General features: G+C 52.4%; 27 protein-coding genes. 18 read left to right on the forward strand and 9 right to left on the reverse strand.

Features of this window, described 5'->3' with window-relative positions; all coding sequences use genetic code 11:
* Window positions 1-195 precede the first annotated feature (195 nt).
* Window positions 196-1,593, reverse strand: a complete 1,398-nt coding sequence (asnS, locus tag HMF8227_RS06625; protein WP_109339424.1) for an asparagine--tRNA ligase — start codon at window positions 1,591-1,593, stop codon at window positions 196-198.
* A gap of 183 nt (window positions 1,594-1,776) precedes the next feature.
* On the opposite strand from asnS, the gene HMF8227_RS06630 reads away from it, so the two are divergent.
* The 3 genes from HMF8227_RS06630 to HMF8227_RS06640 all read left to right on the forward strand — a co-directional run bounded on the left by HMF8227_RS06630 (window position 1,777) and on the right by HMF8227_RS06640 (window position 3,585).
* Complete coding sequence (locus HMF8227_RS06630) at window positions 1,777-2,160, forward strand: hypothetical protein (RefSeq protein ID WP_109339425.1); 384 nt, start codon at window positions 1,777-1,779, stop codon at window positions 2,158-2,160.
* 61 nt (window positions 2,161-2,221) lie between these two features.
* Entirely contained in the window at window positions 2,222-2,818 is a 597-nt protein-coding gene (locus tag HMF8227_RS06635; protein WP_162558525.1) for a 3'-5' exonuclease, read from the forward strand.
* A gap of 41 nt (window positions 2,819-2,859) precedes the next feature.
* Entirely contained in the window at window positions 2,860-3,585 is a 726-nt protein-coding gene (locus HMF8227_RS06640; protein ID WP_109339427.1) for a substrate-binding periplasmic protein, read from the forward strand.
* Between the two features lie 14 nt (window positions 3,586-3,599).
* Here the strand turns inward: HMF8227_RS06640 and bioA are convergent, their stop codons facing one another.
* Window positions 3,600-4,862 carry an adenosylmethionine--8-amino-7-oxononanoate transaminase gene (bioA, locus tag HMF8227_RS06645; protein ID WP_109339428.1) on the reverse strand — a complete coding sequence of 421 codons (1,263 nt, stop codon included), beginning with the start codon at window positions 4,860-4,862 and terminating at the stop codon, window positions 3,600-3,602.
* Window positions 4,863-4,966: 104 nt separating this feature from the next.
* On the opposite strand from bioA, the gene bioB reads away from it, so the two are divergent.
* The 9 genes from bioB to HMF8227_RS06690 all read left to right on the forward strand — a co-directional run bounded on the left by bioB (window position 4,967) and on the right by HMF8227_RS06690 (window position 13,403).
* The gene (gene bioB / locus HMF8227_RS06650) at window positions 4,967-6,010 is read left to right on the forward strand and encodes a biotin synthase BioB (protein ID WP_109339429.1); all 1,044 of its coding nucleotides are present in this window, start codon (window positions 4,967-4,969) and stop codon (window positions 6,008-6,010) included.
* The gene (bioF, locus tag HMF8227_RS06655) at window positions 6,011-7,174 is read left to right on the forward strand and encodes an 8-amino-7-oxononanoate synthase (protein ID WP_109339430.1); all 1,164 of its coding nucleotides are present in this window, start codon (window positions 6,011-6,013) and stop codon (window positions 7,172-7,174) included. It abuts the gene before it with no gap.
* Window positions 7,158-7,931: a methyltransferase domain-containing protein gene (locus HMF8227_RS06660; protein ID WP_109339431.1), complete on the forward strand. Its 774-nt coding sequence runs from the start codon at window positions 7,158-7,160 to the stop codon at window positions 7,929-7,931. The genes bioF and HMF8227_RS06660 overlap by 17 nt, the downstream gene beginning before the upstream one ends.
* Window positions 7,928-8,599, forward strand: coding sequence for a dethiobiotin synthase (gene bioD / locus HMF8227_RS06665; protein WP_109339432.1), 672 nt, complete (start codon window positions 7,928-7,930; stop codon window positions 8,597-8,599). The genes HMF8227_RS06660 and bioD overlap by 4 nt, the downstream gene beginning before the upstream one ends.
* A 131-nt stretch (window positions 8,600-8,730) precedes the next feature.
* Complete coding sequence (gene htpX / locus HMF8227_RS06670; RefSeq protein WP_109339433.1) at window positions 8,731-9,603, forward strand: protease HtpX; 873 nt, start codon at window positions 8,731-8,733, stop codon at window positions 9,601-9,603.
* 215 nt (window positions 9,604-9,818) lie between these two features.
* A complete protein-coding gene (locus HMF8227_RS06675; RefSeq protein WP_109339434.1) occupies window positions 9,819-10,286 on the forward strand; it encodes a low molecular weight protein-tyrosine-phosphatase in 468 nt (155 codons plus the stop codon).
* Complete coding sequence (locus HMF8227_RS06680; RefSeq protein WP_109339435.1) at window positions 10,283-11,227, forward strand: FecCD family ABC transporter permease; 945 nt, start codon at window positions 10,283-10,285, stop codon at window positions 11,225-11,227. Before HMF8227_RS06675 ends, HMF8227_RS06680 begins: the two co-directional genes overlap by 4 nt.
* Window positions 11,227-11,967 carry an ATP-binding cassette domain-containing protein gene (locus tag HMF8227_RS06685; protein WP_109339436.1) on the forward strand — a complete coding sequence of 247 codons (741 nt, stop codon included), beginning with the start codon at window positions 11,227-11,229 and terminating at the stop codon, window positions 11,965-11,967. The genes HMF8227_RS06680 and HMF8227_RS06685 overlap by 1 nt, the downstream gene beginning before the upstream one ends.
* Window positions 11,968-12,059: 92 nt before the next feature.
* Complete coding sequence (locus HMF8227_RS06690; protein WP_109339437.1) at window positions 12,060-13,403, forward strand: class II 3-deoxy-7-phosphoheptulonate synthase; 1,344 nt, start codon at window positions 12,060-12,062, stop codon at window positions 13,401-13,403.
* A gap of 44 nt (window positions 13,404-13,447) precedes the next feature.
* Here the strand turns inward: HMF8227_RS06690 and ppsR are convergent, their stop codons facing one another.
* Complete coding sequence (gene ppsR / locus HMF8227_RS06695) at window positions 13,448-14,260, reverse strand: posphoenolpyruvate synthetase regulatory kinase/phosphorylase PpsR (RefSeq protein WP_109339438.1); 813 nt, start codon at window positions 14,258-14,260, stop codon at window positions 13,448-13,450.
* Between the two features lie 160 nt (window positions 14,261-14,420).
* Between ppsR and ppsA the strand changes: the two genes are divergently transcribed.
* Window positions 14,421-16,796 (forward strand): phosphoenolpyruvate synthase, encoded by a 2,376-nt coding sequence (gene ppsA, locus HMF8227_RS06700; RefSeq protein ID WP_109339439.1) that lies wholly within the window; start codon window positions 14,421-14,423, stop codon window positions 16,794-16,796.
* 138 nt (window positions 16,797-16,934) lie between these two features.
* Here ppsA and HMF8227_RS06705 read toward each other — a convergent pair whose 3' ends face one another.
* The 5 genes from HMF8227_RS06705 to HMF8227_RS06725 all read right to left on the reverse strand — a co-directional run bounded on the left by HMF8227_RS06705 (window position 16,935) and on the right by HMF8227_RS06725 (window position 20,467).
* Window positions 16,935-17,855, reverse strand: coding sequence for a DUF3080 family protein (locus HMF8227_RS06705; protein ID WP_162558527.1), 921 nt, complete (start codon window positions 17,853-17,855; stop codon window positions 16,935-16,937).
* A gap of 86 nt (window positions 17,856-17,941) precedes the next feature.
* Window positions 17,942-18,142, reverse strand: coding sequence for a CPXCG motif-containing cysteine-rich protein (locus tag HMF8227_RS06710; RefSeq protein ID WP_109339441.1), 201 nt, complete (start codon window positions 18,140-18,142; stop codon window positions 17,942-17,944).
* 9 nt (window positions 18,143-18,151) lie between these two features.
* Window positions 18,152-18,910 (reverse strand): pteridine reductase, encoded by a 759-nt coding sequence (locus HMF8227_RS06715; protein ID WP_109339442.1) that lies wholly within the window; start codon window positions 18,908-18,910, stop codon window positions 18,152-18,154.
* Entirely contained in the window at window positions 18,911-19,768 is an 858-nt protein-coding gene (locus HMF8227_RS06720) for a fructosamine kinase family protein (RefSeq protein ID WP_109339443.1), read from the reverse strand.
* Between the two features lie 63 nt (window positions 19,769-19,831).
* A complete protein-coding gene (locus tag HMF8227_RS06725; RefSeq protein ID WP_162558528.1) occupies window positions 19,832-20,467 on the reverse strand; it encodes an START domain-containing protein in 636 nt (211 codons plus the stop codon).
* Window positions 20,468-20,617: 150 nt separating this feature from the next.
* Here HMF8227_RS06725 and thrS point away from each other — a divergent pair, with 150 nt between their 5' ends.
* The 4 genes from thrS (at window position 20,618) to rplT (ending at window position 23,750) form a co-directional block, all read left to right on the forward strand.
* Window positions 20,618-22,534 carry a threonine--tRNA ligase gene (gene thrS / locus HMF8227_RS06730; RefSeq protein ID WP_109339445.1) on the forward strand — a complete coding sequence of 639 codons (1,917 nt, stop codon included), beginning with the start codon at window positions 20,618-20,620 and terminating at the stop codon, window positions 22,532-22,534.
* Between the two features lie 8 nt (window positions 22,535-22,542).
* Complete coding sequence (gene infC / locus HMF8227_RS06735; RefSeq protein WP_109339446.1) at window positions 22,543-23,100, forward strand: translation initiation factor IF-3; 558 nt, start codon at window positions 22,543-22,545, stop codon at window positions 23,098-23,100.
* Window positions 23,101-23,180: 80 nt separating this feature from the next.
* Window positions 23,181-23,378: a 50S ribosomal protein L35 gene (gene rpmI / locus HMF8227_RS06740; RefSeq protein ID WP_109339447.1), complete on the forward strand. Its 198-nt coding sequence runs from the start codon at window positions 23,181-23,183 to the stop codon at window positions 23,376-23,378.
* 18 nt (window positions 23,379-23,396) lie between these two features.
* Window positions 23,397-23,750 carry a 50S ribosomal protein L20 gene (gene rplT, locus HMF8227_RS06745; RefSeq protein WP_109339448.1) on the forward strand — a complete coding sequence of 118 codons (354 nt, stop codon included), beginning with the start codon at window positions 23,397-23,399 and terminating at the stop codon, window positions 23,748-23,750.
* A 102-nt stretch (window positions 23,751-23,852) separates the two neighbouring features.
* Here rplT and HMF8227_RS06750 read toward each other — a convergent pair whose 3' ends face one another.
* Complete coding sequence (locus HMF8227_RS06750; RefSeq protein ID WP_109339449.1) at window positions 23,853-25,082, reverse strand: EAL and HDOD domain-containing protein; 1,230 nt, start codon at window positions 25,080-25,082, stop codon at window positions 23,853-23,855.
* Window positions 25,083-25,225: 143 nt separating this feature from the next.
* Here HMF8227_RS06750 and pheS point away from each other — a divergent pair, with 143 nt between their 5' ends.
* Window positions 25,226-26,206: a phenylalanine--tRNA ligase subunit alpha gene (gene pheS, locus HMF8227_RS06755; RefSeq protein WP_109339450.1), complete on the forward strand. Its 981-nt coding sequence runs from the start codon at window positions 25,226-25,228 to the stop codon at window positions 26,204-26,206.
* Window positions 26,207-26,215 lie beyond the last annotated feature (9 nt).

The raw sequence follows: 26,215 nt of genomic DNA on the forward strand, positions 1-26,215 counted from the left end.
GGGTGTTATCGTTGATTCCGCCTTTCGCTTTGGTTTACTTGGTCGTGTTACTGCTTAAAAAAGATGTAGGTTCTACATCAGAGGCCGTAAATGGATAAGGTGATTTATAACGCTCTAAGCTCACCAGAGTAAACAATAAAAAAGCCGACAAAGGTGTCGGCTTTTTTAGTTCTACAGGAAGTAAAATCGCAGTAATTAGTATTGTGCATTCCCCGGCGTTCTGGGGAAGGGGATCACATCCCGGACGTTTTGCATGCCGGTGACGTAGGCCACCAGACGTTCAAAGCCCAGGCCAAAGCCGGAGTGGGGTACGGTGCCGTAGCGGCGCAGATCCCGGTACCAGGCGTAGTCTTCTCTATTCAGGCCCATTTCATCCAAGCGGCGGTCGAACACATCCAGACGCTCTTCACGCTGGGAGCCGCCGATGATCTCACCAATCCCCGGGGCCAGCACATCCATGGCTGCGACGGTTTTCTCGTCGTCGTTGATGCGCATATAGAAGGCCTTAATGTCCTTGGGATAGTTCTTCATAATAATGGGCGCGCCCACATGCTCTTCGGCCAGGTAACGCTCGTGTTCAGACGACAGATCCACGCCCCATTCCACCGGGAATTCGAACTTCTTGCCCGAGTTTTTCAGGATTTCGATGGCATCGGTGTAATCCATATGCACAAAGTCCTGTTCCACCACCTTTTCTAACCGGCTGATGGCTTCTTTATTGATGCGCTTGGCGAAAAACTCCATATCGTCGCGGCGCTCTTCCAGTACCGCCTTAAATACGTATTTCAGCAGCTCTTCGGCAAGCCCGGCAACGTCGTTTAAGTCGGCAAAGGCAACCTCGGGTTCGATCATCCAAAACTCGGCCAGATGGCGGCTGGTGTTGGAGTTTTCGGCGCGGAAGGTGGGGCCAAAAGTGTATACCTTGGACATGGCGCAGGCGAAGGTTTCTACGTTTAACTGGCCGGATACGGTCAGGAAGGTTTCTTTACCAAAGAAGTCTTCCGAGTAATCCACATGGCCCTTGTCGTCCAGCGGCAGGTTCGCCATATCCAGCGTGGAGACGCGGAACATCTCCCCGGCGCCTTCGGTGTCACTGGCGGTCATAATCGGCGTGCTGATCCAGTAATAGCCTTGCTCGTGGAAAAAACGGTGAATGGCCGCCGACAGGCAATGGCGCACGCGCGTTACCGCACCGATTACATTGGTGCGCGGACGCAGGTGAGCGTGTTCCCGCAAGTACTCGATGCTGTGGCGCTTGGCGGCCATGGGGTAGGTGTCTGGGTTTTCTACCCAGCCCAGGATCTCGACATCCTGAGCCTCAATTTCCAGCGCCTGGCCCTGACCCTCAGACTCTTTGACCGTGCCGGTGATGCTGACCGAGCATCCGGCTGTGAGCTTGAGTATATCGTCATAGTTATTCAGGGTGTTTAACGCGATGACCTGCACCGGATCGAAGCAGGACCCGTCATGCAAATTAATAAACGACAAACCGGCCTTGGAATCACGACGGGTACGAACCCATCCTTTGACCAAAACGGTATCGCCGACCGCGTGTTGACCCTTAAGAACATCGACAACTGGGGTATGCGCCATTAAAACTCTCCATCTCTGGCTGTAACAAACCGGTACATAAGATCTTTTTGCCAGATAAAATTCTGATATTTGAACGAAAAATGAGCGGCTATTGCCTAAAATACTATAACTGCCTCTCGATCGTGGGGCTGAGAAGCAAAAACGCTATCTTACTTAGCTGTATCAGAGACTCAAGCATAAATCATGAAGACAGACAAAACGCCTGAACGTGCCGAACGAAGAGAAGCTCCCAAAACCCGGGATCCAGTACTCAAGTTATTGATCGTACTTAGTATCCTCGGCTGGAGTGTGTTTGTGCTGGCGCTGGTGCTGTTTCATTACGCGCGGCCCGAGCTCATTACGGGGCTGATCACCTATTGGAAGCTGCAAGTTAGAGAGCACTGGCTGGAAAGCTACAGCGTCTATTTAATCATTACGGTGGTACTGACTTTTATCATCAGCGCGGCGGGCACCGTTATTCGCCGCAAGCGTATCCGGCGTCGGGGCGATGCTATCTGGCTTAATTTACCCGTCCTTCTCGTTATCTCGGTGATGTTTATTCTCTACCTTTTCAAACATATGGACTGACCCTTGCGTTAGAGTAAGGAATGGGTTGATATAACCACACCGCTGTTACTAATTGTTTTCTATGCCACCGATTGTATTGTTTGATACTGAGTTTACCGCCTGGCCCGGCTCCAGGGAGCGCAATTGGCGTGGACCCGGGGAGCACCGTGAGGTTATACAGTTGGCAGCACTGAAAATCGATTATATCTCTGAGGGAATCCAGATAGAACAGAGCTTCAATGAGCTCGTTTGCCCGGCAATCAACCCCACGCTCAGCGACTATATTGTGGATCTGACGGGAATCACTCAGCATGCGCTGGAGAATCATGGTGTCGATTATGCGTCGGCGTTAAAGGCTTTTCACCAGTTCACCGAACAAGGACAGCTGCGCTGCTTCTGCTGGGGCAAAGATGATGAAGTATTAATGGAAAATGCCCGGTTACTGAGCTTACCCCAGCCTGAATTTGGCGGCGGTTTTGAAAACCTGATGGATGTGTTTAACCGCGCAGGGATAGCGGTGAACGATGTATGCAGTGGCGATCTGCATAAGGTGTTTCAGCTGCCACTGAAAGGTGAAGCCCATAATGCTTTGCATGATGTTCGCAGCATGGCTGTGAGTTTGGAGCACATACTCGCTCAAGGGCTTCTTGATTGGTCGGAGCTTACCCAAACCCGATGAATCGAATATTTATCATATGGACTGCTGCGTGTCTTTTAACCATGTCAGGCGCAACCGGTGCCCGGGCATTGGATCTCACTTATCTGATCTATCCGGGTCAGGTACAGCCACTTCAAATATCGCAGCCCGGCCAGCCTATGCACTCAGGAGTGATAACGGATATTGTTAAGGCCATATTTGCGCAGCAGCCTTATCGCTTAAAAACGCTAATGGCACCTGCCCAAAGAATGCAGCGTATGCGGGAACAAGGCGAGGTACATCATTGGCTAACCTATGGGGCCGAACCTTGGTTAATCGACGGCGCACGTTTGTCGCAGACGCCGCTGTTTGACTGGCGGCATGTACTCATCACTCGCCGAGACATCGAGGTTAATCAGTGGAATGATTTAGCCTCTGTGCATCTGTTACTGGTGCGCGGCTATGACTATCCGCAGCTGCAAAGTTACCTGTCTGAGCAAAGCGACGAAAATGTGCGTTTTCGTATCTCTTACGTTGCATCGCCGGCTCATGCTCTGAGAATGCTGCAAAAGGGACGAGGTGATGCCTACCTGGATATTGACTTGCGTTTACAGTACCACCTGAGGCAGTTAAACATGCGCGCCAATGATTATGTGATCCAGTCACTCAGCCATTTGATCCCGACCATACAAATGTACCTGATGTACGATGGGCACCTTCCGGAAGAGGCCCAGCATTGGTTGGAGTACCGCTTGGCTGAATTAGCGCAAACGGGCGAACTGAAACGTATTGTCGACACCTATCGTTAGTTGACCGCTTTTGACTAATTGAGCGCTGAGCCAATCGCTTGAGTTAGCTGGCGCAACTCATCGGGCTGGATGATATAGGGGGGCATTATATACACCAGCTTGCCAAACGGACGGATCCAGACCCCGGCGTCTACAAAATGGCGTTGAATGCTCGCCACATCCACCGGTTTATGAGCTTCCACCACACCAATGGCACCTAAAACCCGCACATCGGCCACGGCTTCTAACTCTGCAAGAGGCGCTAATTCTTGCTGTAATTGTTGTTCGATATTGGCGACCTGCTGATGCCAGTGGCCCTGCTGAATCAGTGAAAGGCTCGCGTCAGCCACTGCACAGGCTAAAGGGTTGCCCATATAAGTGGGGCCGTGCATAAACACACCGGGCTCGCCCTGGCACACGCCCATCGCCACATCCTCGCTGCACAAGGTGGCGGCCATGGTCATGTAGCCGCCCGTTAATGCCTTACCCACGCACAGGATATCCGGGCTGATATCGGCGTGTTCGCACGCAAACAACTTGCCGGTACGGCCAAAGCCGGTAGCGATTTCATCGGCGATCAACAACACGCCGTATTCGTCACACAACTGGCGGGCTCGCTGTAAATAATTGGGATGATAAATGCGCATGCCGCCAGCGCCTTGTACCACGGGCTCCAGGATCATAGCGGCAATTTCGTGGTGGTGCTGCTCCAACAGTTCGATCAGCGGTGCCATTTCATCTTCGTTCCAAAGCTGGTCAAAGAGCGTCTGAGGGGCGGGGGCAAAAATCTGCTTGGGCAGGACATTGCTGAACAGCGAATGCATGCCGTTGACCGGATCGCACACCGACATCGCGCCAAAGGTATCGCCGTGATAACCGTTACGAGGGGTCAGAAACTTATGTTTTTGCTGATTGCCCTGACAGGCCCAATATTGCAAGGCCATCTTCATGGCCACTTCCACTGCCACCGAGCCTGAATCGGCCAAAAACACCCGTTCTAATCCGTCCGGGGCCATATCGATCAGCTTCTTACTCACCTCGATAGCGGGCTGGTGGGTCAGGCCACCAAACATGACATGGGCCATATTGTCGGTTTGTTCATGAACGGCGCTATTCAGAGCCGGGTGGTTGTAACCGTGGATGGCTGCCCACCAGGACGCCATGCCATCGATCAGCTTGCGGCCGTCGTCCAACTCTATCCTGACACCTTCAGCCCGTTTCACCGGGTAACAAGGCAATGGATTCAAGGCTGAGGTATAAGGGTGCCAAATGTGCTGCTGATCGAAAGAAGTATCCATGGTTAAAATATCACCAGATGTAAAGTGTGGTAAATGAAATCGGTTGACAACTTAAGGTCGGCGCTTAGACTACTCGAGCATATTACCCCTGTAAAGGAAGCGCTATGTCTGCTGAAGAAATCCGTCACGACTGGACTCTGGATGAAGTGAATGCCTTATTCGCTTTGCCCTTTAACGATCTCTTATTCCGCGCCCAGCAAGTTCACCGCGAGCATTTTAACCCGAACGAGGTTCAGGTCAGTACCTTGCTGTCTATAAAAACCGGCGCCTGCCCGGAGGACTGTAAATACTGTCCGCAGAGCGCGCGTTATGACACTGGTCTGGAAAAAGAGCGTTTGATGGAAGTGGAGAAAGTGTTACAGCGGGCTAAGGAAGCCAAGCAAGCCGGCTCTACGCGCTTTTGCATGGGGGCGGCCTGGCGTAACCCGAAAGACCGCGATATGCCTTATATCATCGAGATGGTTCAGGGGGTCAAAGATCTGGGGCTGGAGACCTGTATGACGCTGGGTATGCTGACCCGCGAGCAGGCTATGATGCTCAAAGATGCCGGTTTGGACTATTACAATCATAACCTGGATACTTCTCCCGAATACTACGGTGAGATTATTACCACCCGAACGTATCAGGATCGTCTGGATACCTTGGAAAATGTGCGTGCAGCGGGCATGAATGTGTGCTCAGGCGGCATCGTGGGCATGGGCGAAAATGCTAATGACCGCTCTGGTCTGCTAATGCAACTGGCCAACCTGCCTGAGCAGCCCGAGAGTGTACCGATCAACATGCTGGTCAAAGTGGAAGGCACGCCGGTGGATCACCTTGAGGATATGGAGCCCTTTGAATTTGTGCGCACCATTGCCGTGGCCCGGATCATGATGCCGAAAAGTTATGTACGTCTGTCGGCAGGCCGGGAAGAGATGAATGAGCAGATGCAGGCGCTGTGCTTCCTGGCCGGCGCTAACTCGGTATTCTATGGCTGTAAGCTGCTGACGACCTCCAACCCGGACGAAGACTCGGATGTGCAGCTGTTTAAGAAGCTGGGCATCAACACCGAGCGCGGCCGGGATTATTCCGATGAAGCTCATGAATCGGTGCTGCGTGATGCGGTGGCCGAGAAAGAGTCCGAAGCGCTGTTTTACGACGCGTCCTAAATGGGCTTTTCCCGTTTACAGGCCGAGTTGGACGCGCGGCACGAGGCGGCGCTATTGCGTCGCCGCCGGGTGATAGAGCCGGTAGACGGACGCACGGTTAAATTGGATGGCCGGGCCTACCTGAATTTTTCCGGCAACGACTATCTGGGCCTGGCGCACAGCGATGAGCTTAAAGCCGTGGCGGTGCAGGCCGCCGAGCGGGTGGGGGCAGGCAGCAGCGCCTCACCGTTGGTGACCGGCTTTACCGTGGAGCATGCCAGGCTGGAAGCCTTTTTATGTGAGCGGCTGGGCTATCGACGAGCGTTACTCTTTAACGCAGGTTTCAGTGCCAATCACAGCCTGATCCACACCCTGATGAAAGACGGCGGCACCATTTTGGCCGACCGCCTCAGCCACGCCTCTATGCTTGATGGTGCTACCCATACCAAAGCGAGGTTGATGCGTTTTCGCCATAATGACAGTGAGCATCTGGCACAACTGATGACTAAGGCTAAGGGCGATACTCTGGTGATCTCCGAAGGCGTTTTCAGTATGGACGGTGACAGAGCGCCTCTGGCCGAGTTAGCACAAACGGCCACCGCCAATAACAGCCTGCTGATGCTCGACGACGCTCATGGCTTTGGCATATCCGGCGAGACGGGCTTTGGCAGTGTGGCTGCATCTGGTTTGGATGCGACTCAGGTGCCTTTGCTAATGGCTACTTTTGGCAAAGCGGTGGGTACCAGCGGTGCGTTTGTTGCCTGTGACGAATTGTTGTTCGAATATTTGCTGAATTTTGCCCGCGACTATATCTACAGCACCGCCATGTCGCCGCTGATGGCGGCGGTAACACTGGGCGCTTTGCAATTGATGGAACATCAGAGCTGGCGGCGCGACAGACTTAATAACAATATCGCCCTGTTTCGTCATCTGGCCCAGCGCGCCGGACTGCCGCTGAGCGAGTCACAGACCGCTATTCAGCCCATTATCCTCGGGGATGCGGCAAAGACACTGGCGATGAGCCAGAAGTTGGAGCGAGACGGCGTGATGGCTGTCGCCATTCGTCCGCCCACGGTACCCGTGGATTCGGCCCGTATCCGTATTACTCTTAGCGCAGCTCACCAGGATCAGGATATTCAGCAGTTGGTGACTTTAATGGAGCAAGCTTTTGCAAAGCCTGATTGAGCCGGATATTAAACACAGTATCGCCCGGCAGTTCAGTCGTGCGGCGGCGGATTATGATAAAGCCGCCGAGGTACAACGCCGGATCGCCGACGATGCCGTAAGCCGACTGCCAGCCTCGGCAAACCGGTTGTTGGATATTGGCTGCGGCCCGGGCCGGATAACAGTGGGCTTACAGGGGCGTGCCAATCAGGTGCTGGGATTGGATTTGGCCTTTGGCATGCTGCAGGCGGCGCAGCACAATGCGCAAGACGTTACCTGGATGCAGGGTGATGCCGATGCGTTGCCGCTTCGCTCTGAAAGCGTGGATGTGGTGTTTTCCTCCATGGCACTGCAGTGGTGTGACCCCTTAAGCCTGTCTTTAGATGAAATATACCGGGTGCTTCAGCCTCAGGGCCGGGCAGTGCTTACCCTGATGGTGGATGGCTCTTTTTATCAGCTTAACGATTGCTGGCAGAAGGTGGATAAACACCAGCATGTCAATCGCTTTGCCGATCCGGGCAAGGTGATTCAGGCTGCTACAGAAGCCGGGTTTACCGTGCAGAGCCACCAACAGGATTATTTGACGTATCACGCAAGCGTTCGCCAGTTACTGGGCTCCATTAAGGCTATCGGTGCCAATGTGGTGATCCAGCGCCAGTCCGGGTATTTGGGGCGCCACACCTTAAAGAATATTGAGGGGCAATACCTAGAGCACTATGGCTGCGAACACGGGTTGCCGCTGACTTATCGAATTTTGACTTTGGAACTGAGTAAATGAAAAAGTTGTTTGTAACGGGAACAGACACGGATGTGGGTAAAACCTTTGCGACTTCCGCGATTTTAAACCAGCTTAAACAGCGCCGTTTCAGTACCGCTGGGTTTAAGCCCGTAGCAGCGGGTTGTAATAATTTGGGGGGCGCCCTGCGTAACGATGATGCGTTGCTACTGCAAAGGGAAAGTACGGTAGAGCTGACATATGAACAGGTCAACCCCTGCGCCTATGAGCAACCCATCGCGCCGCACATTGCGGCTGAAAGCTTGGGCCAACGGATTGATTTAGACCCGTTAAACCAAGCGGTGAGCAATATTGAGCGGATGCAGCCGGACTATCTGGTGGCAGAAGGTGCGGGAGGCTGGCGTTTGCCGCTTACAGACGGGATTTACCTGAGTGATTTTGTTAAACAGCAGCAGATGCAGGTAATCATGGTAGTGGGCCTGCGGCTGGGATGTTTGAACCATGCCTTGCTGACCGCCGAAGCCATTCAAAATGATGGTCTTAAACTGGTGGGCTGGATTGCCAATCAGGTGGACTGGCAGATGCCCTATGCCGACGACAACCTCAACTATTTACATAAGAGTATCCAGGCCCCTTTTCTGGGCAAAATACCGCGCTTATCCGGCCCGGCAGAAGCATTTAAGTATCTGGATCTGACGCCCATTCTTTAAGTGGGTGGATAGCAAGTGGACTGTTGTCATAAATGTTCACACTTTGTCTATTGGAAAGCGATGACTGTGACACTACATTAATGACGGTAATGAAACGTCTATACGCATTGGTATAACTGGAGTATGTAACCATGAAGCGAGTGCTGCTGTTTTTGGCAACCAATTTGGCCGTTGTGCTGGTACTGGGTGTGGTGATGAACATTGTGTTCGCGGCCACGGGAACATCCATGCAAAGCTACGGTGGTTTGCTGATCTTTGCCAGCGTGTTTGGTTTTGGCGGGGCCTTTATATCTCTGTGGCTGTCAAAGTGGATGGCCAAACGCTCGGTAGGGGCCTATGTCATCGAGCAGCCGCGCTCGGAAACCGAGCGCTGGCTCGTGGATACCGTGGCCCGTCAGGCTAAACAGGCCGGAATTGGCATGCCGGAAGTGGCGATGTACCGCTCGGCAGATATGAATGCCTTCGCTACCGGAGCCAGTCGCAATAATGCCCTGGTCGCTGTGTCCACCGGGCTTATGGAGAGTATGAGTCGGGACGAGGTCGAGGCGGTGCTGGCCCATGAAGTCAGCCATATTGCCAATGGCGATATGGTGACCATGACTTTACTGCAGGGCATCTTAAATACCTTTGTGATCTTCCTGGCCCGAGTGGTGGCCAATGTGATTTCGAGTGCTATGCGCGGTAACAACGAGCAGGGTGGCGGCATGGGCTTTTTTGCCTATATGGCGACAGTGTTTGTGCTTGAGATGGTGTTTGGGTTGATTGCCAGTATCATCGTGATGGCTTTCAGTCGCTTCCGGGAGTATCGGGCCGATGCCGGCTCGGCGAACCTGGTGGGCAAACAGAAGATGATAGCAGCACTTGAGCGGCTAAAACTCAGTCAGGAATCTAAGTTGGACGGTACCCTGGCGGCCTTTGGCATTCGCGGACGGCACAGTGTCAGTGAACTGTTCTTAAGCCATCCCCCGCTGGAAAAGCGCATTAACGCCTTGCGCCAGGGGTAAGTGACTGTGTTGACTGGGGAAGCCAGTCTGACATAGTACCGTTTATCAAGATAGCTGGTTGGGCTTAGGGGCATTGTGAGCAGACCCTCTGCAGCAAGGCTGCTGGACAGGCACCCCAGGGACGGTCTCACGGCGAGTCTGCCAATAATGACCTCTAATGCCCAGTTTATTAATAGTTGCATCAGGCAATAAGACGTCTTGTTTAAAGGAGCACTATGCCAACACCCACCTCTGTATTATTTGTCTGCCTGGGCAATATCTGCCGTTCACCCACGGCTCATGCGGTTATGCGCGCCAGAGCTAAACAGACTGGTGTGGAACTGACCATCGATTCGGCGGGCACCGCCGCCTATCATGTGGGCAAAGCACCGGACCCGCGAACTCAAAGGGCCGCGTTGGATAGAGGTTATCCTTGTGATGATCTGCGCGCTCGTCGGGTGGATGATAGCGACTTTGAGCGTTTTGACTGGATACTGGCCATGGACGAAGACAACCTGGCTGACCTGCAGGCACGCTGTCCCGACGAACATCAGCATAAAGTGCGTCTGTTTTTAAGTTTTACCGATTTGTCTGATCCTATCGTTCCGGATCCGTACTATGGCGGGCAGGGCGGTTTTGAAGAGGTATTGGACCGGGTTGAAGCCGGTGTGGACGCCTTGTTGACTCATTTATCGCGCCAATGAGCCACCGTACTAAGTTGCTGGTGCTCACGGCGCTGTTGTTTGGGCTGAGCCTGTGGGTGTTGCTGCACGGACTCCCCGGTGACGATGGCGCGCAGCAACAGATCCTCTGGCAGTTGCGGCTGCCTCTCGTGTTAACCGCCTGGACTGTCGGTGCTGGGCTTGCTGTCAGCGCTGCCTTGCTACAGGTTTTGTTAAAAAATCCTCTGGCCGATCCCGGTATTATCGGTATCAGTAGCGGTGCCAGCTTATTTGCAGCGCTGTTTCTGTTAACCGGTTTCGGCGCGAGCTGGGTTTACGGCCTGCCGGTGTTTGCCTTTATCGGGGCCATGCTCACCACCTTGCTGATTTATTTTATTAGCAAACGATTAAGCTTTTATGCGGCTAATACAGTGATTCTCGCGGGGATTGCTGTGTCGACCTTAGCCGGTGGTATTATTGCCTGGCTTTACTTTTTCAGCGATGCCCAGTCGCTGCGTAATTTGACCTTCTGGCTGCTTGGGAGTTTGCATCAGGCTGACTTGACCCTCGCATTGATCACGCTGCCGGTGGCGTTAGTCTTATTGGCCTATGTGACGACGCAATCCAGTGCGTTAAACTGGCTCTATCTGGGCCACAGCGCTGCCCAGCTCAGAGGCCTGGATATGGGACGTTTTTATCCGCGCATTTTATTAGTCAGCGCCATGCTGGTAGGTATAGCCGTGTCACTGGCAGGCTCCATTGCCTTTGTGGGGCTGCTGGTGCCACACCTTCTCAGGTTGTGCTGGGGCCATGATAACCGTCTTATTCTACCGGCGTCGGCATTGACCGGTGCGATTTTAATGCTGATCGTGATTCTGGCGTCTCGTGCCTTCGGCGGCGTCGCGGTGCCGGTGTCCATGCTGACCGCGACGGTAGGAGGCCCCTTGTTTCTTTACATCATTATTCGTCAGGTGGGCCGTTGATGATTCGTCTGCAAGCAGTAACGGTCACAGGGCGATTGCAGGATATCAGTCTGAATCTGACGTCCGGCCAGTGCGTGCATTTAATCGGTGCAAACGGGGCGGGAAAATCAAGCCTGTTAACGGTCCTGGCGGGGTTGCTGGATATCGATTCCGGTCAATATCTGTTACTGAATAACGCGATTAATACCTACCAGCCAGCAGAGCTAGCGTATTACCGCACGTTCCTGGAACAGGATTATCACTGCGCGTTTCCGTTGACGGTGGCGGAGCTGTTGGATTATTACAGCGGGGGGAGCCACATTGATGACTCTTTGGCCGCAGCGCTGGAAATTAGCGCTTTTTACCACCGGCCATTAACCGCGTTATCCGGCGGAGAACTGCAGCGGGTGCATTTGGCGCGAGTATTGCTGCAGCTTTGGCCGCAGATAGAACACGGCCAGGCTTTGCTCCTGCTGGACGAGCCTTTACAGGGACTGGATTATCGTCATCAACATCAGTTGCTTACGTTGTTAAACGCGCTGGCTATCAAAGGCAATCTGGTGGTGATGTCCAGTCATGATTTGACCATGAGTTTTGACTACGCCGACCGTCTGGTTTTGTTGAAAAACCAACGGTTGCTGGCCTGTGACACGGTGGGAGAGTTGGTGGAGTCAACTCGTCTGGCAGAGACACTGGATTGTCGGGTTCACTGGTTATATGACTCAAACGGTCGTTGTGCAGTGCGCACCGAGCCTGATTGAATGAGTTAGATGCATTTCGCATTGAAATATTCTTACAGAGGTCGTAAGTTGTCGGGTCTGTAACTAGTTGAAGCATTAATAAAGGAAACTTCGTGACACATTGGCAACCTGATAGCTGGCGAGAAAGGCCGATTCTGCAACAACCCACTTACCCGGATAATGACAAGCTAAGCGAAGTGGAGCAGCGTCTGTCGTCGTATCCACCGCTGGTGTTTGCCGAGGAAACCCGCGCGCTCTATTCCCAGTTGGCCGATGTGTCCCAGGGCAAGGGCTTCTTGTTGCAGGGCGGCGATTGTGCAGAGTCTTTCAGTGAGTTTAATGCACCGAAGATTCGCGACACCTTTAAGGTCATTCTGCAGATGGCCATCGTGCTGACTTATGCGGGGCGCTGCCCGGTAACTAAGGTTGCGCGAATGGCAGGCCAGTACGCCAAGCCTCGCTCCAGCGATATGGAAACCATTGATGGGGTCTCTCTGCCTAGTTACCGGGGCGATATCATCAACAGTTTCGAGTTCACAGAAGCTGCCCGGGTACCGGACCCTGAGCGCATGGTGGAGGCTTATCACCGGGCGTCGTCCACGTTAAACCTGCTCAGAGCCTTTGCTCAGGGTGGGTTGGCAGACTTACATCAGGTTAACCGTTGGAATATGGCCTTTGTGGAAAATAATCCGCTGAAAGAGCGCTATCAGGATTTGGCCAATCGCCTGCAGGATGCGCTCGAATTTATGGAAGTGGTGGGGATTAATGCCAACAATCATCCGGCACTTCACGAGACCAACCTGTTTACGTCCCATGAGGCATTGCTGCTCAACTACGAGCAGGCGCTAACCCGCGTCGATACCTTAACCGATAAGTGGTACAACTGTTCGGCGCATATGCTGTGGATTGGCGAACGAACCCGCCAGTTGGATCATGCTCACGTGGAATTCTTCCGCGGCATTCATAATCCCATTGGGGTTAAGGTTGGGCCAAGCATGGCCGAAGACGAGTTGATTCGCCTTATCGATGCTTTAAACCCCAACAATGATCCGGGCCGGTTGACTCTGATCACTCGGATGGGGGCGGACAATCTGGCTGAAAACCTGCCGCGCTTACTGCGCCGGGTCAAGCAGGAAGGTCGTCATGTGGTGTGGAGTTCCGACCCCATGCACGGCAATACGGTGAAGGCTTCAAGTGGCTATAAAACCCGTAACTTCGACAGTATCCTGCGAGAGATCCAGCAGTTCTTCCAGGCTCACCGGGCCGAGGGCACCCATGCAGGTGGCATCCATCTGGAAATGACCGGCCAACACGTGACCGAGTGTACTGGTGGTGCCTATAAGATCAGCGAAGCGGATCTGGCCGAATGCTATCAGACTCAGTGTGATCCTCGTTTAAATGCCGATCAGGTGCTGGAGTTGGCCTTCCTGGTGGCCGATCATCTGAAAAACGACTAACACGTTGCACCCTCAGGCCGCCCGTTCCGGGCGGCTGCATGCTTTTAGTATTTTTTCCGTGTCAGGCCTGTCTGGGCTAAGATCTTGGCGGAAATTTCCTCCACTGAGAAACGGGTACTATTGAGGAAGGGAATTTTTTCCTTACGGTACAGGTTTTCTACTTCCCTGAGCTCCATGCGACATTGGCGGATGGAGGCATAGCGGCTGTTGGCGCGTCGTTCATTACGGATCTGATGCAGCCGGTCGGCGGAAATAGTCAGCCCAAACAGCTTCTCCTTAAACCGCCTGAGCTTGGGCGGCAGCTTTAACATATCGCCCATATCTTCTTCAGTGAACGGATAATTGGCAGCCTTGATGCCGTATTGCAGCGCCAGATATAAGCTGGTCGGTGTTTTGCCAGAGCGGGACACGCCTACCAGGATAATATCGGCCTCGGCGTAGTTATCTGTGGTACTTCCGTCATCATTGGCCAGCGCATAATTGACCGCTTCAATACGGATATCATAAGTCTTTTCATGAATGCTGTGGGTGCGGTGTTTTTCAGGCTTGGCGGGCAAGCCGAGAATCTTCTCTAAGGGTGCGACGAATTGATCCAGAAAATTATAATTGATGCCTTCCGAGCCGCTGATGACTTCGCGAACGTCAGAGTTAACGATGGTATAAAACACCAAAGGGCGTTCACCCGTTTGCTTAAAATTGTCCGAAATTTCCTTACAAACCTGTCTGGCCTGTTCTTCGGTTTCCACAAAGGGAATGGTGATGTGGTTGAATTCAGTGGGGAACAGGGACAGCAGGGCATGACCGAATACCTCTGAAGTAATGGCGGTACCGTCTGAAATATAAAACGCGCTGCGCACAACATCTCCTTAACATTGTCGTAATTTTATTACGAAAACAAATAAAATTTTACTTTTTTATACCCACCATTTTAAAATCCATCCCACAAAAAGCGAGTAAAAATGCATAAAGGAAATAAATCATCCTTAATGCATTTAACAACTATCCGGAGGCGTTGCAGTGCAAGATTACGTGTTGTGGTATCAGGAATTGGGGATGCAGGATGTCGACAAGGTGGGCGGCAAGAATGCATCTCTGGGGGAGATGATTTCCAATCTGGCTTCGGCCGGGGTGTCGGTTCCTGGCGGCTTTGCCACCACCGCGGCGGCGTTTAATCAGTTTCTGGAACAGAGCGGGCTTAACGATCGCATCCATCAGACCCTTGACGCTTTGGATGTGGATGACGTGGACGCTCTGGCGAAAGCGGGCGGAGAGATCCGCCAGTGGATCATCGACACGCCGTTTTTGGCCGAGCAAGAAGCGGCCATTCGCGAGGCTTTCGACACATTAGAGCAAGAAGCAGGCAGCGACGCCTCCTTTGCGGTGCGCTCATCAGCTACCGCCGAAGATATGCCCGATGCGTCTTTTGCAGGCCAGCAGGAAACCTTCCTGAATGTGAAAGGCTATGAAAACGTACTGACTGCCATCAAGCACGTGTACGCCTCGCTGTTTAATGATCGGGCCATTTCATACCGTGTGCATCAGGGCTACGACCATAAGGGCGTAGCCCTGTCGGCAGGGGTTCAGCTGATGGTACGCAGTGACAAGGCCTCTTCTGGTGTCATGTTCTCCATCGATACCGAGTCTGGCTTTGAAGATGTGGTTTTTGTCACCTCTTCCTGGGGCCTGGGTGAAATGGTGGTGCAGGGCGCCGTAAACCCGGATGAATACTATGTCCATAAACCGACGCTGGCTGCCGAACGTCCGGCTATCTTGCGTCGCAACATGGGCAGCAAGCTCAAGCAGATGGTTTACTCGCAGGATGCCAGCCACGGTAAGCAGGTGGAAATTGTCGACGTCGACGCTGAACTGAGCCATAAGTTCTCCCTGACAGACGATGAAGTAATGGATTTGGCCCGCCAGGCGGTGATTATCGAGCAGCATTACCAACGCCCAATGGATATCGAATGGGCCAAAGACGGTGTGAACGGCAAGTTATATATCGTGCAGGCGCGTCCTGAGACGGTGCGCAGCCGCGAAGACATGCAGGTAGTAGAGCGCTTCCAGTTAAAAGGCGATGCCAGGCTGGTCTGCGAAGGCCGTGCTATCGGTCATAAAATCGGTGCCGGTGAGGCGAAGGTGCTGAGTTCGCTGGATGAAATGAATAAGATCCAGGTCGGTGATGTATTGGTGACCGATATGACTGACCCGGACTGGGAGCCGATCATGAAAAAGGCCTCGGCCATTGTCACCAATCGCGGTGGTCGCACCTGCCATGCGGCGATCATTGCCCGCGAGCTGGGCATTCCAGCGGTTGTCGGTTGTGGTGATGCCACTGAGGTAATTAAAAACGGTGATAAGGTCACAGTCTCCTGCGCCGAAGGGGACACCGGCTACATTTACGGCTCTGAGTTGGAGTTTGATGTGACGCGCTCGCGCATCGATGCCATGCCGGAAGTGCCCTTTAAGATTATGATGAATGTGGGCAACCCGGACAGAGCCTTTGGCTTCGCACGTCTGCCACACAAAGGGGTGGGACTGGCACGGTTGGAATTTATCATTAACCGCATGATTGGCGTTCACCCCAAAGCGCTGCTGGATTTTGATAATCAGCCTGAAGATGTCAAAGCGGAAATCCGCGATATGATGGCCGGTTACGAGTCACCTCGTGAATTTTACATTAAGAAGCTGATGGAAGGCATCGCCACCATCGGTGCGGCCTTCTCGCCGGAAAAGGTTATTGTGCGCATGTCTGACTTTAAGTCGAACGAGTACTTTAATCTGGTGGGTGGTTTCCAGTATGAGCCCGATGAGGAAAACCCCATGCTGGGCTTTCGCGGTGCCAGCCGTTATATCTCCGAGGACTTCCGCGAGTGCTTTGCGCTGGAATGTGAGGCCATCAAGCGAGTACGCAATGAGATGGGACTGACCAATGTGGAGATCATGATTCCCTTTGTACGTACCTTGGAAGAGGGGCGTCAGGTTATCGAGCTTCTGGCCGAGCAGGGACTTAAGCAGGGCGAAAATGGTTTGCGCGTCATTATGATGTGCGAGCTGCCTTCCAATGCGGTATTGGCCGACCAGTTCCTGGATATTTTCGATGGTTTCTCCATCGGCTCCAATGATATGACACAGCTGACGCTGGGTCTGGATCGGGACTCGGGTCTGATCGCTCACTTGTTCGATGAGCGTAACGAAGCCGTTAAGGCGATGCTGTCCATGGCCATTAAGGCCGCTAATGCCCGTGGTAAGTATGTGGGTATCTGTGGGCAGGGGCCGTCGGATCACGAAGATCTGGCTCTGTGGCTGGTAGAGCAGGGCATTGACAGTGTGTCCTTAAACCCGGACTCGGTGGTTGATACCTGGCTGCATCTGGGTGAGAAATATCAGCAGTAACACCTAATAAGGCTGGCGTCATGCCAGCCTTATACTATTTCCAGTCTTTACCTCTTTCGGTGCCTACCGGAGTATAGAAAATCCTTCCCTTTGTATATGGCACGCCAGGGAGGCCGCTGCAGGCAGCAGTTAATGGGTTTAGGTGGGGCCCAAACCCATACCGGCTGTCGGTGGTGCCAGTTCACACTGTTTAAAAAAGTCCTGCCACCACTGGATATGTTCCTGCATCGCTGTTTGATACTCCTGAAAGCCTTGTAACCAATAGCTATCCAGCCACCGAACAATGGCTTCGGGTTGGCCGGGCTGTCGGTATAAGTCATCCAGCATGGGATTTAACCGGTAGTGGTAATGATTCAGGCGAGCGCCGACAGGCTGAATACGTTCGATAAAAAAACGGCCGAAGACGTTGCGCAGATACTGCGCCGAGTCGTTTGTGCACTCTGGACGGTGTTGCTCGAGCCACTGGGTAAATGCCGGCAGCTGCTGCGCCAGATAGCGCTGGGTGCGGATCACGCGGCTAACCACATGAGCGTCGGCAATTCGTTTAAGGTGCTGTTCCAGTATGGCAAGGTCGATATCTCTGGCTGAGGGAGGCCGCATTTGCTGAAGATAACGCCAGCTCTCCACAGCGTCGCTATGTTTCGGCTGAGCTGAAAGCCAGCCCTGATTGCGACTGAGTCCATGGCGCAGTTCTTCACTACCCAGCAGCCAGTACCAGTTTTGTGCCCGTTGTTGCTGTTTTAGGCGATACCATTGATTGAGTTTCGTTTTGAGCTTGCTGTCCTCAGTGTTGTCAGCACAACGCTTTAGCGCGTGCAAAAGCCGTTGTTCATAATGATAACGCGTCGAGGGGGCCTGCAGACGCCCCAGAGTCGTATTGCGCTCGGCGACCAGGCTATAAAGTGGACAGTCGCTGAGTTGATAAAACTCATTGAGGGTCAGTTTAATTTTATTCTCTGGCTTTTTGACTCTGGGAAAGGGCTGCATCGGCGATACTGCGGTAGGGCTTGGAGTATCGACCTCTAGTACATTAGCAAGCCGGTCCCGGTAGGTCGTCACATGTTCCGGGAGCTCAGGGGAACAGGCGAGCAGATTTAGGGTTGCCAGTACTATGCAGAGTCTTTGACATAAACGCATTCGATCAGTCAGTAAAGCTGTTCGTCATCGCCGTCGATACGCACACTGAGCTTTTTATGCTCCTCATCGATGTGCAATTGCAGATGGATAGGGTTACAACAGTTAGTACAGTCCTCGTAGTAATTCTGGTCGCCCTGGCTGTAATCCAGTTCTATATGCAGGTGATGACCACAGTGAGGGCATTCGATGGTTTGCGATTGATTGTGCATGGTGACTCCTTAGCAGCCAGACAGGCTTTTACCGCCGTCTACCTTTAATATATGGCCGGTGATGTACTCAGATTCAAGCAAAAACGCCGCCGCCTTGGCAATATCCATCGGTTGACCCAAACGTTCCAACGGGATTTCTGACAGCATACGCTCTTTTTCCTGTTGGTTCGGTTCGGGCTCCGGCCAGAGAATGGCACCCGGGGCAATGGCGTTGACTCGTATCCGCGGAGCTAATTCCAGTGCCAGGCTTCTGGTCAGATTATTTAGGCCAGCCTTGGCGGCACAATACAGACTGTAACCTGCCCGTCCCGTCATTCCGTAGATGTCAGTGATATTAATAATGCAGCCGTTGTGGTGACTCAGTTGTTGACGAAGCTGCTGACTCAGTAAAAGCGGTGCCGCAGTGTTGGTGGCAAATAACTGGTGCCAGTGTGGCTCGTCGATCTCCCCCATGGGACTGGGATAAAAAGCTGAGGCGTTGTTGATCAGCCCATTAACCTCTCCGAACCGGGCAAGAGCCTGATCCACGATGCCGGTTATGCTGGCAGCTTGGGTGAGATCTCCGTGCACGGTATTGACCGAATTAGGACGTTGCTGTTCCAACTCGCTCCGCAATTGTTCAGCTGCCTCAACCGAGCGATGGTAGTGAATGAGTATTCGGTAGCCCTTGCTGTGCAAATGCCTTGCGAGGGTAGCGCCCAAGCGTTGTGCGGCACCGGTGATCAGAATAACCGCATTCGACGGCAGGCTGTGTTCAGGCAGTGGCATTCAGTATTCCAGGTGATCCAAATGTTGTTGCGCGCTTTGCAGGTAGTGGCCGCCGAACATCAGTGCATGGTTCAGGATATGATACAGCTGATAAACGGATTTACGATACTGGTATTCTTCCGGTAAGGGCCACTCGTCCTGATAATGCTCATAAAAAGTGTGGGGAAAACCACCGAACAACTCGGTCATCGCCAGATCCGTCTCCCGATCCCCGTAGTAATATGCAGGATCGTACAGTATCGGTCGTTGATGACTGAAGCCGACGTTACCTTGCCACAGATCGCCATGCAGTGGACTGGGCAGGGGCTGGTGACCTGCCAGGAGTCGCTGCACTGAATCCACTACTCTATCAATGTGCACGTTAAGCTGACTTGCTTCGCTGAGCCGTTGAAGCTGATACCCGATTCGCTGTTCGGCGAAGAAGCGATGCCACTTCTTGTGCCAGCGGTTAAGCTGCGGAGTGCTACCGATGTAATTGTCTTCCTCCCAGCCATACATGGCCTGAGTGTCCTGACGGTGAAACCGAGCCAGGGCACGACCGAGTTGCCCCCAAAGAGCATGGTCGCCCTCTTCAAACCGGATGTAACTGAGTACTAAAAAACTGTGCTGAGAAACCTGGCCGACACAGATCACTTTAGGGACATCGAAATCCGCAGCCTGGGCCAGATGGGTTAAGCCATTGGCTTCTGCTTCGAGCATGGCGAGTTGATTGGGCTGGCCGAGTTTGACAAAAAATCGGCGCTTGTCGTTGGCGATGCGAAAGCTTTGAGTAAATTGCTGACCCAACTGGCGAATATCGTCACAGACAAAGTCGATGCCCAGAGATTGACTGATTTGCTCACTGATAAAATGCCACATAGGGGTTCTTAATCAACGGATGAGGTTATTAGTATGGAACAGAACGCTGAGAAAAAAAGTCATCTACGCTGCTGGCGAAACGGAAAATTCCGGTAATTCTCGCAAGCGGGTAAAGGTGCGCTTCATGGCGGACAGCAACAGGTTATTCGACAGCCATTGCGGCAGTCGTCCGGCGGCTGAACCACTGCCGCGATAGCAGAGGTTAAAGGTGCCTGACGACCCTGGTGTTAGCTGCCAGCGGCCCCGCACATGAGTCATTCTGACAAAGCCGGTTTCTTGGGGGTAGTGCTGCCCCAGATCGGTGACCTGAATGTGAATATGTCCGTCCGGATCTCTTTTAATCGTTGAGCGGGTGACCATATCCCTGTCTCTTACCGGCCAGGGAGCGTTGAGCTTGGTGTGTACAATATCCACATTCGGTTCCGGTTCTGACAGTACTTCCACGGACCTTACGTTAGCCATCCACTCTGGCGCCCTTTGAGTTTGGCGCAATAGTCTGATGAAATCTTCAGGCTGACCGGACAGTTCTGTGGCTGCGGTGACTTCTAAATGACCACTATCCGGCAGAGTCCGGTAATAAAGCTGGATTGTAGAGGGCGCCTTGGCCTGTTGCCAGGTATCGGCAGTGGTGAGACAAGTCGGGTTTGCCCCACTGGCAATACTGACCAAAAACAGCAGAGAAACGGCTAGTCGTTGCATCAAGAGTCCTGTATTGGGTATAGTGTGCGCCTGTCTGATGGTAACAGACATTATCTCGTATTTTTATTTTAGGTCAGCACGCCCTGGGGGCGTGCTTTGTTTTATAAACAAGTGGCACTTGGTTTGTGTCACCACTGTAAAGGATGTTTCATGCCTGTAATTACGCTTCCCGACGGTAGTCAACGTCAATTCGATCACGCCGTTTCGGTCATGGATGTGGCCAATGATATCGGCCCCGGCCTGGCTAAGGCCACCATCGCTGGTAAGGTCAATGGTGAGTTAGTCGATGCCTGTGACCCTATTGAGCAGGACGCCGACCTTCAGATCATCACCGCTCGTGATGAAGAAGGACTGGAAATTATCCGTCACTCTTGTGCCCACCTGCTAGGCCATGCCATTAAGCAGCTATGGCCCAATACACAGATGGCCATTGGTCCTGTGATCGATAATGGCTTTTATTATGACGTGGACATGGATGAACCCTTGAGTGAGGACGATCTGGCGAAGCTGGAAAAGCGCATGAAAGAACTGGCCAAGACCAAGTACCCGGTCATCAAAAAAGTGGTCAGTTGGCAGGAAGCCAGAGATACCTTTGAATCCCGGGGTGAACCTTACAAGATGGAAATCCTGGATGAAAACATCAGTCGGGATGATAAACCGGGTCTATACCATCACGAAGAATACACCGATATGTGCCGTGGCCCCCATGTTCCAAACATGAGCTTTTGTCAGAACTTCAAGGTAATGAAGGTTGCTGGTGCCTACTGGCGTGGTAACAGCGACAACAAAATGCTGCAGCGAATCTATGGCACAGCCTGGGCTGATAAGAAGCAGTTGAAGGCCTATTTGCAACGCTTAGAAGAAGCAGAGAAGCGCGACCACCGCAAGATTGGTAAAGCACTGGACTTGTTCCATTGGCAGGAAGAAGCCCCGGGCATGGTATTCTGGCACAACGATGGCTGGACCATCTACACTGAGCTGGAGCAATTTGTGCGTCAGAAGCTGCGCCAATATGAGTATGGCGAGGTTAAAGGGCCTTTGATGATGGATCGTACCCTGTGGGAGCGTTCCGGTCACTGGGATAAGTACGCGGAGAATATGTTCACTACGCATTCAGAACATCGTGAGTACGCGGTGAAACCGATGAATTGTCCCGGGCATGTGCAAATCTTTAATCAGGGACTGAAGTCATACCGGGACCTGCCTCTGAGAATGGCCGAGTTTGGCTGTTGTCATCGAAATGAGCCCTCGGGCGCTTTGCACGGATTGATGCGGGTACGAGGCTTCACCCAGGACGACGCGCACATCTTCTGTACCGAAGAGCAGATTCTGGCCGAGGTGGGCAGCTGCATCGACATGGTCTATGAAACCTATGAGGCTTTCGGCTTCGAGAAGGTGGCCGTAAAACTGTCGACCCGCCCTGAAAAGCGCGTAGGTTCGGATGAAATCTGGGACAAAGCCGAAAAAGCCCTGGCCGAAGCATTAGAGGCGAAGGGAATAGAATTCCAATACCTTCCGGGGGAAGGGGCCTTCTACGGGCCGAAAATCGAATTTACCCTGCATGACTGCCTGGATCGTGCATGGCAGTGCGGTACGGTACAGCTGGACTTCTCCATGCCAGGACGTTTAGGTTCTACCTATGTGGCTGAGGATGGGGAGCGTAAGGTACCAGTGATGATCCATCGGGCCATTTTAGGGTCGTTGGAGCGCTTTATTGGTATTCTGACCGAGGAGTACGCCGGTTTCTTCCCGCTGTGGTTGGCTCCTACCCAGATGGTAGTACTGAATATTACCGATAAACAGGCGGATTATGCCCGTGATGTGGTAGAAAAGCTCAATCAAATGGGCTTTAGGGCTAAGACTGACTTGAGAAATGAGAAGATTGGCTTTAAAATCCGCGAGCACACTCTAAAGCGTGTGCCTTACATGCTGGTGGTCGGCGACAAAGAAATGGACGCAGGCCAGGTAGCCGTAAGGACTCGCCGCGGCGAAGACTTGGGCAGCATGAGTTTGGCGGATTTTGCCGAACAGGCTCAGACTCAGATTCGCAACAAAGTGATTGAATAATTTAATTCTTGGAGGAACAACACATTAAAGGCGCTAACAATCGGGGAAAAAACGAATCAAAAGCCCGTATTAATGAAGAAATTAATGTATCCGAAGTCCGTTTAGTCGGAGCCGGTGGTGAACAGGTAGGCGTGGTCTCTATTGATCAGGCCATGGAAGCTGCCGCTGAGGCTGGTGAAGATCTGGTCGAGGTCAGCCCGAACGCTAACCCGCCGGTCTGTAAGATCATGGACTACGGCAAGTTCCTCTTCGAAAAGAGTAAGGCTCAGAAAGAGCAGAAGAAGAAGCAGAAGCAAATTCAGGTCAAGGAGGTGAAATTCCGTCCTGGCACTGATGAAGGCGATTACCAGGTCAAACTGCGCAACCTGCGTCGCTTTCTGGAAGGGGGAGACAAGGCCAAGGTTACGATCCGCTTCCGCGGACGTGAAATGGCCCACCAAGAGATCGGTATTGATCTTTTAAACCGTGTAAAAGGGGACCTGGAAGATATCGCCAGCTGCGAATCTTTCCCTCGTCGGGTTGAAGGTCGTCAGATGATCATGGTGTTAGCTCCCATCAAGAAGTAGATAAGGCCCAAAGCATTGAGCGACTGCGCGCTCGATCGCCTTACTGCTAATTTTAACTGTAACAATGCGGAGTTTTAGCAATGCCTAAAATGAAGACTAACAGCGGTGCTGCCAAGCGTTTCAAGAAAACTGCTTCCGGCCGCTTTAAAAGTAAGCAGTCTCACTTGCGTCACATTCTGACCAAGAAGAGTTCTAAGCGTAAACGCCATTTGCGTGGCAAGAAACTGGCACATGATGCGGATACTGCGTTAATCCAACGCATGATGCCGTACGTTTAAGCTTAAGGAGACTGTACAATGGCAAGAGTAAAAAGAGGCACCATTGCCCACGCCCGTCATAAGAAAATTCTGAAGCAGGCGAAAGGTTATTACGGAGCGCGTTCACGCGTTTACCGTGTTGCATTCCAGGCCGTTACTAAAGCGGGCCAGTATGCATATCGTGACCGTCGTCAACGCAAGCGTCAGTTCCGCCAGCTGTGGATCGCCCGTATCAACGCGGCCGCTCGTCAGAATGGTTTGTCTTACAGCCGTTTTATCAATGGTCTGAAGAAAGCTTCTGTTGAGATCGATCGTAAGATTCTGGCAGACATCGCTGTGCACGACAAGACAGCGTTTTCCGCTCTGGTAGATACTGCCAAGGGCGCCCTTTAAGCGAAGTGAATTTTCATTAGCTTTATGTTCTTTCAGGAAAACGGGATGCAGGATGCATCCCGTTTTTCGTTGCAGTGACGAAAACTGATAGCGATTACAACTTCAAAGTTCGTCGTTTTCTTCCTTCAAATTGTCACAGGCTTGGGCCCAGATGAGACTGGTTTGATGTAACTGAGGGAGTTTATCCGGGTGGATTTCACACACATTTGACCAACGTTGGGTCCAATACCAACTGCCTTCTTCGTAGGATTGCACCAGCGCCAGAATATGCTGCAATGCATTGGCCTCTCCCAGCAGAGCGCCTTTGACATCGTCGTCTACTGGCAACTGCTCAACAATCTCTTCCATGGGCAGGTCAAGAAAGCTGTCCAGCATGGAAAAAAGACCTACCAAAAAAGCGCGGGTACTTTGCTCCGGACAATGCCGCTCTGCAATCAACTCGCAGAACCGGGCCCGGATGATGGATACAGTGAGCAACTCCTTGGGCTTGCCGTTATCAATATGAGCGGTAGCAATTAACGACACAAATTTTCTGGCTGTTTCGTTGCCTAGATAAATAATGGCCTGGCGAATGGACTCAATGGGGCGAACCAGTTCGTAGACTCCGGAATTGATGAAGCGCAGCAGCTTGTAACTGAGTGATACATCGCGTTGGAAAAGGTCGGCGATACGATCGATGTTCATGTCTTTTTTCAGTACTTCGGCATAAATGGCCATGATTAGGATATGATTCGACTCAATATCCCGGCTGGCTATGGCTTCCGGTTGATGAAAGCTGCTGCCCTGAAAAAACTCGAAGGCCAGTGACTTGGCTCTGTCCAACTGTTCCTTGTTGTTGATACCGTAGGCCAGCAGCTTGATGTTGTTGCGCTTTTTCAACGGTTCAGTGACGGTTGCGAGCTTAGCGGTATCGAATTGGTTAAAGTCGTAACGCACCAGGCGGGTAAAATTAACAAACTCATCCCAGCCCTGGCCCGGTATGTAATTAACGAGGGCGAAGCGAAAGCCTTGGTGGAACAGCCGTTGGCACTCTTCATAAACGGTCTGGGGCAGTGATACAGAGGCATCAAGCTCTAAAACCACATCTTTGGGCGACAGGAAGCGGCCAATCCCCTCGTTAATGGCTTCCTGAGTGATGGGAAGAACTGCCTTACGGCTTTGGGTCAGAGTTCTGAAACCGACGCCGAAGTGCTGCTGAGATACAAGTCGGCTCAGGGCCTGATAGCTGTTGTCGCTGTCATCGTCATCGAGTGAATGGCGAAAAGTCAGTTGGTATGCCACGGTATTGAGGCGGCGGTTCAAAATGGCCTGGCGGGCACAATATACATTCATATCAGGGCTATTTGTGTTGCTGTAGCTATTATTCTGCAGTTTTTATCCGCTAAAGCCTAGCAGTAAAAACGAATAATCGTGTAGAATTCAACGCTTTATTTTATCGAAGCATAACGTCATCGCAATTGACACTTGAGGAATCTATGGATCTCGAAGCCATCAGTCGTGAAGCCGAACAGCGCATCGCCGACGCTACCGATGCCGCCGCTCTGGACAAGGTCCGAGTGGAGTTTCTGGGCAAGAAAGGTAAGTTAACCGAATTATTAAAGGGCCTAGGTAAGCTAAGTCCTGAAGAGCGTCCTAAGGTTGGAGGCCAAATCAACCAAGCCAAACAGCAGCTGCAAGGCTTGATTCAGGAGCGAGGCAATTTGCTTAAGCAGCAAGAGCTCAATGCCAAGCTGGCTAAGGAAACCCTGGATGTCACTTTGCCCGGACGAACGCTGGAGGCGGGCGGCATTCATCCTGTCTCGCGTACCATTGAGCGTATCAGCGCCTTTTTTGGTGAGCTGGGCTTTGTGGTCAAATCCGGCCCGGAAATCGAAGATAGTTTCCATAACTTCGATGCGCTTAATATTCCGGCTAACCATCCAGCGCGGGCTGACCATGACACCTTTTATTTTAATCCCGATGCGATGCTGCGTACCCAAACTTCGGGGGTGCAGATTCGTACTATGGAACAGGAAAGACCACCGCTGAGGATCATCTCGCCGGGACGGGTTTATCGTAACGACTATGATCAGACTCACACGCCCATGTTCCATCAGGTAGAGGGCCTGATGGTGGATAAGAACGTCAGCTTCGCCGAACTTAAGGGTATTTTGCAGGATTTCCTGACGCACTTTTTCGAACAGGAGTTAACCATTCGCTTTAGGCCATCGTACTTTCCCTTCACCGAGCCTTCTGCTGAGGTGGATGTGATGGGCAAGGATGGTAAATGGCTGGAAGTGTTGGGTTGCGGCATGGTGCATCCAAATGTATTGAGAGCGGTGAATATCGATCCGGAGGAATACACCGGTTTTGCCTTCGGTATGGGGGTTGAGCGCCTCACCATGCTGCGCTATCAGGTGACCGACCTTCGCGCCTTCTTCGAAAACGATCTGCGCTTCTTGAAACAATTTAATTAAGGTTATACG

It is taken from the genome of Saliniradius amylolyticus (assembly GCF_003143555.1).
GTDB lineage: Bacteria > Pseudomonadota > Gammaproteobacteria > Enterobacterales > Alteromonadaceae > Saliniradius > Saliniradius amylolyticus.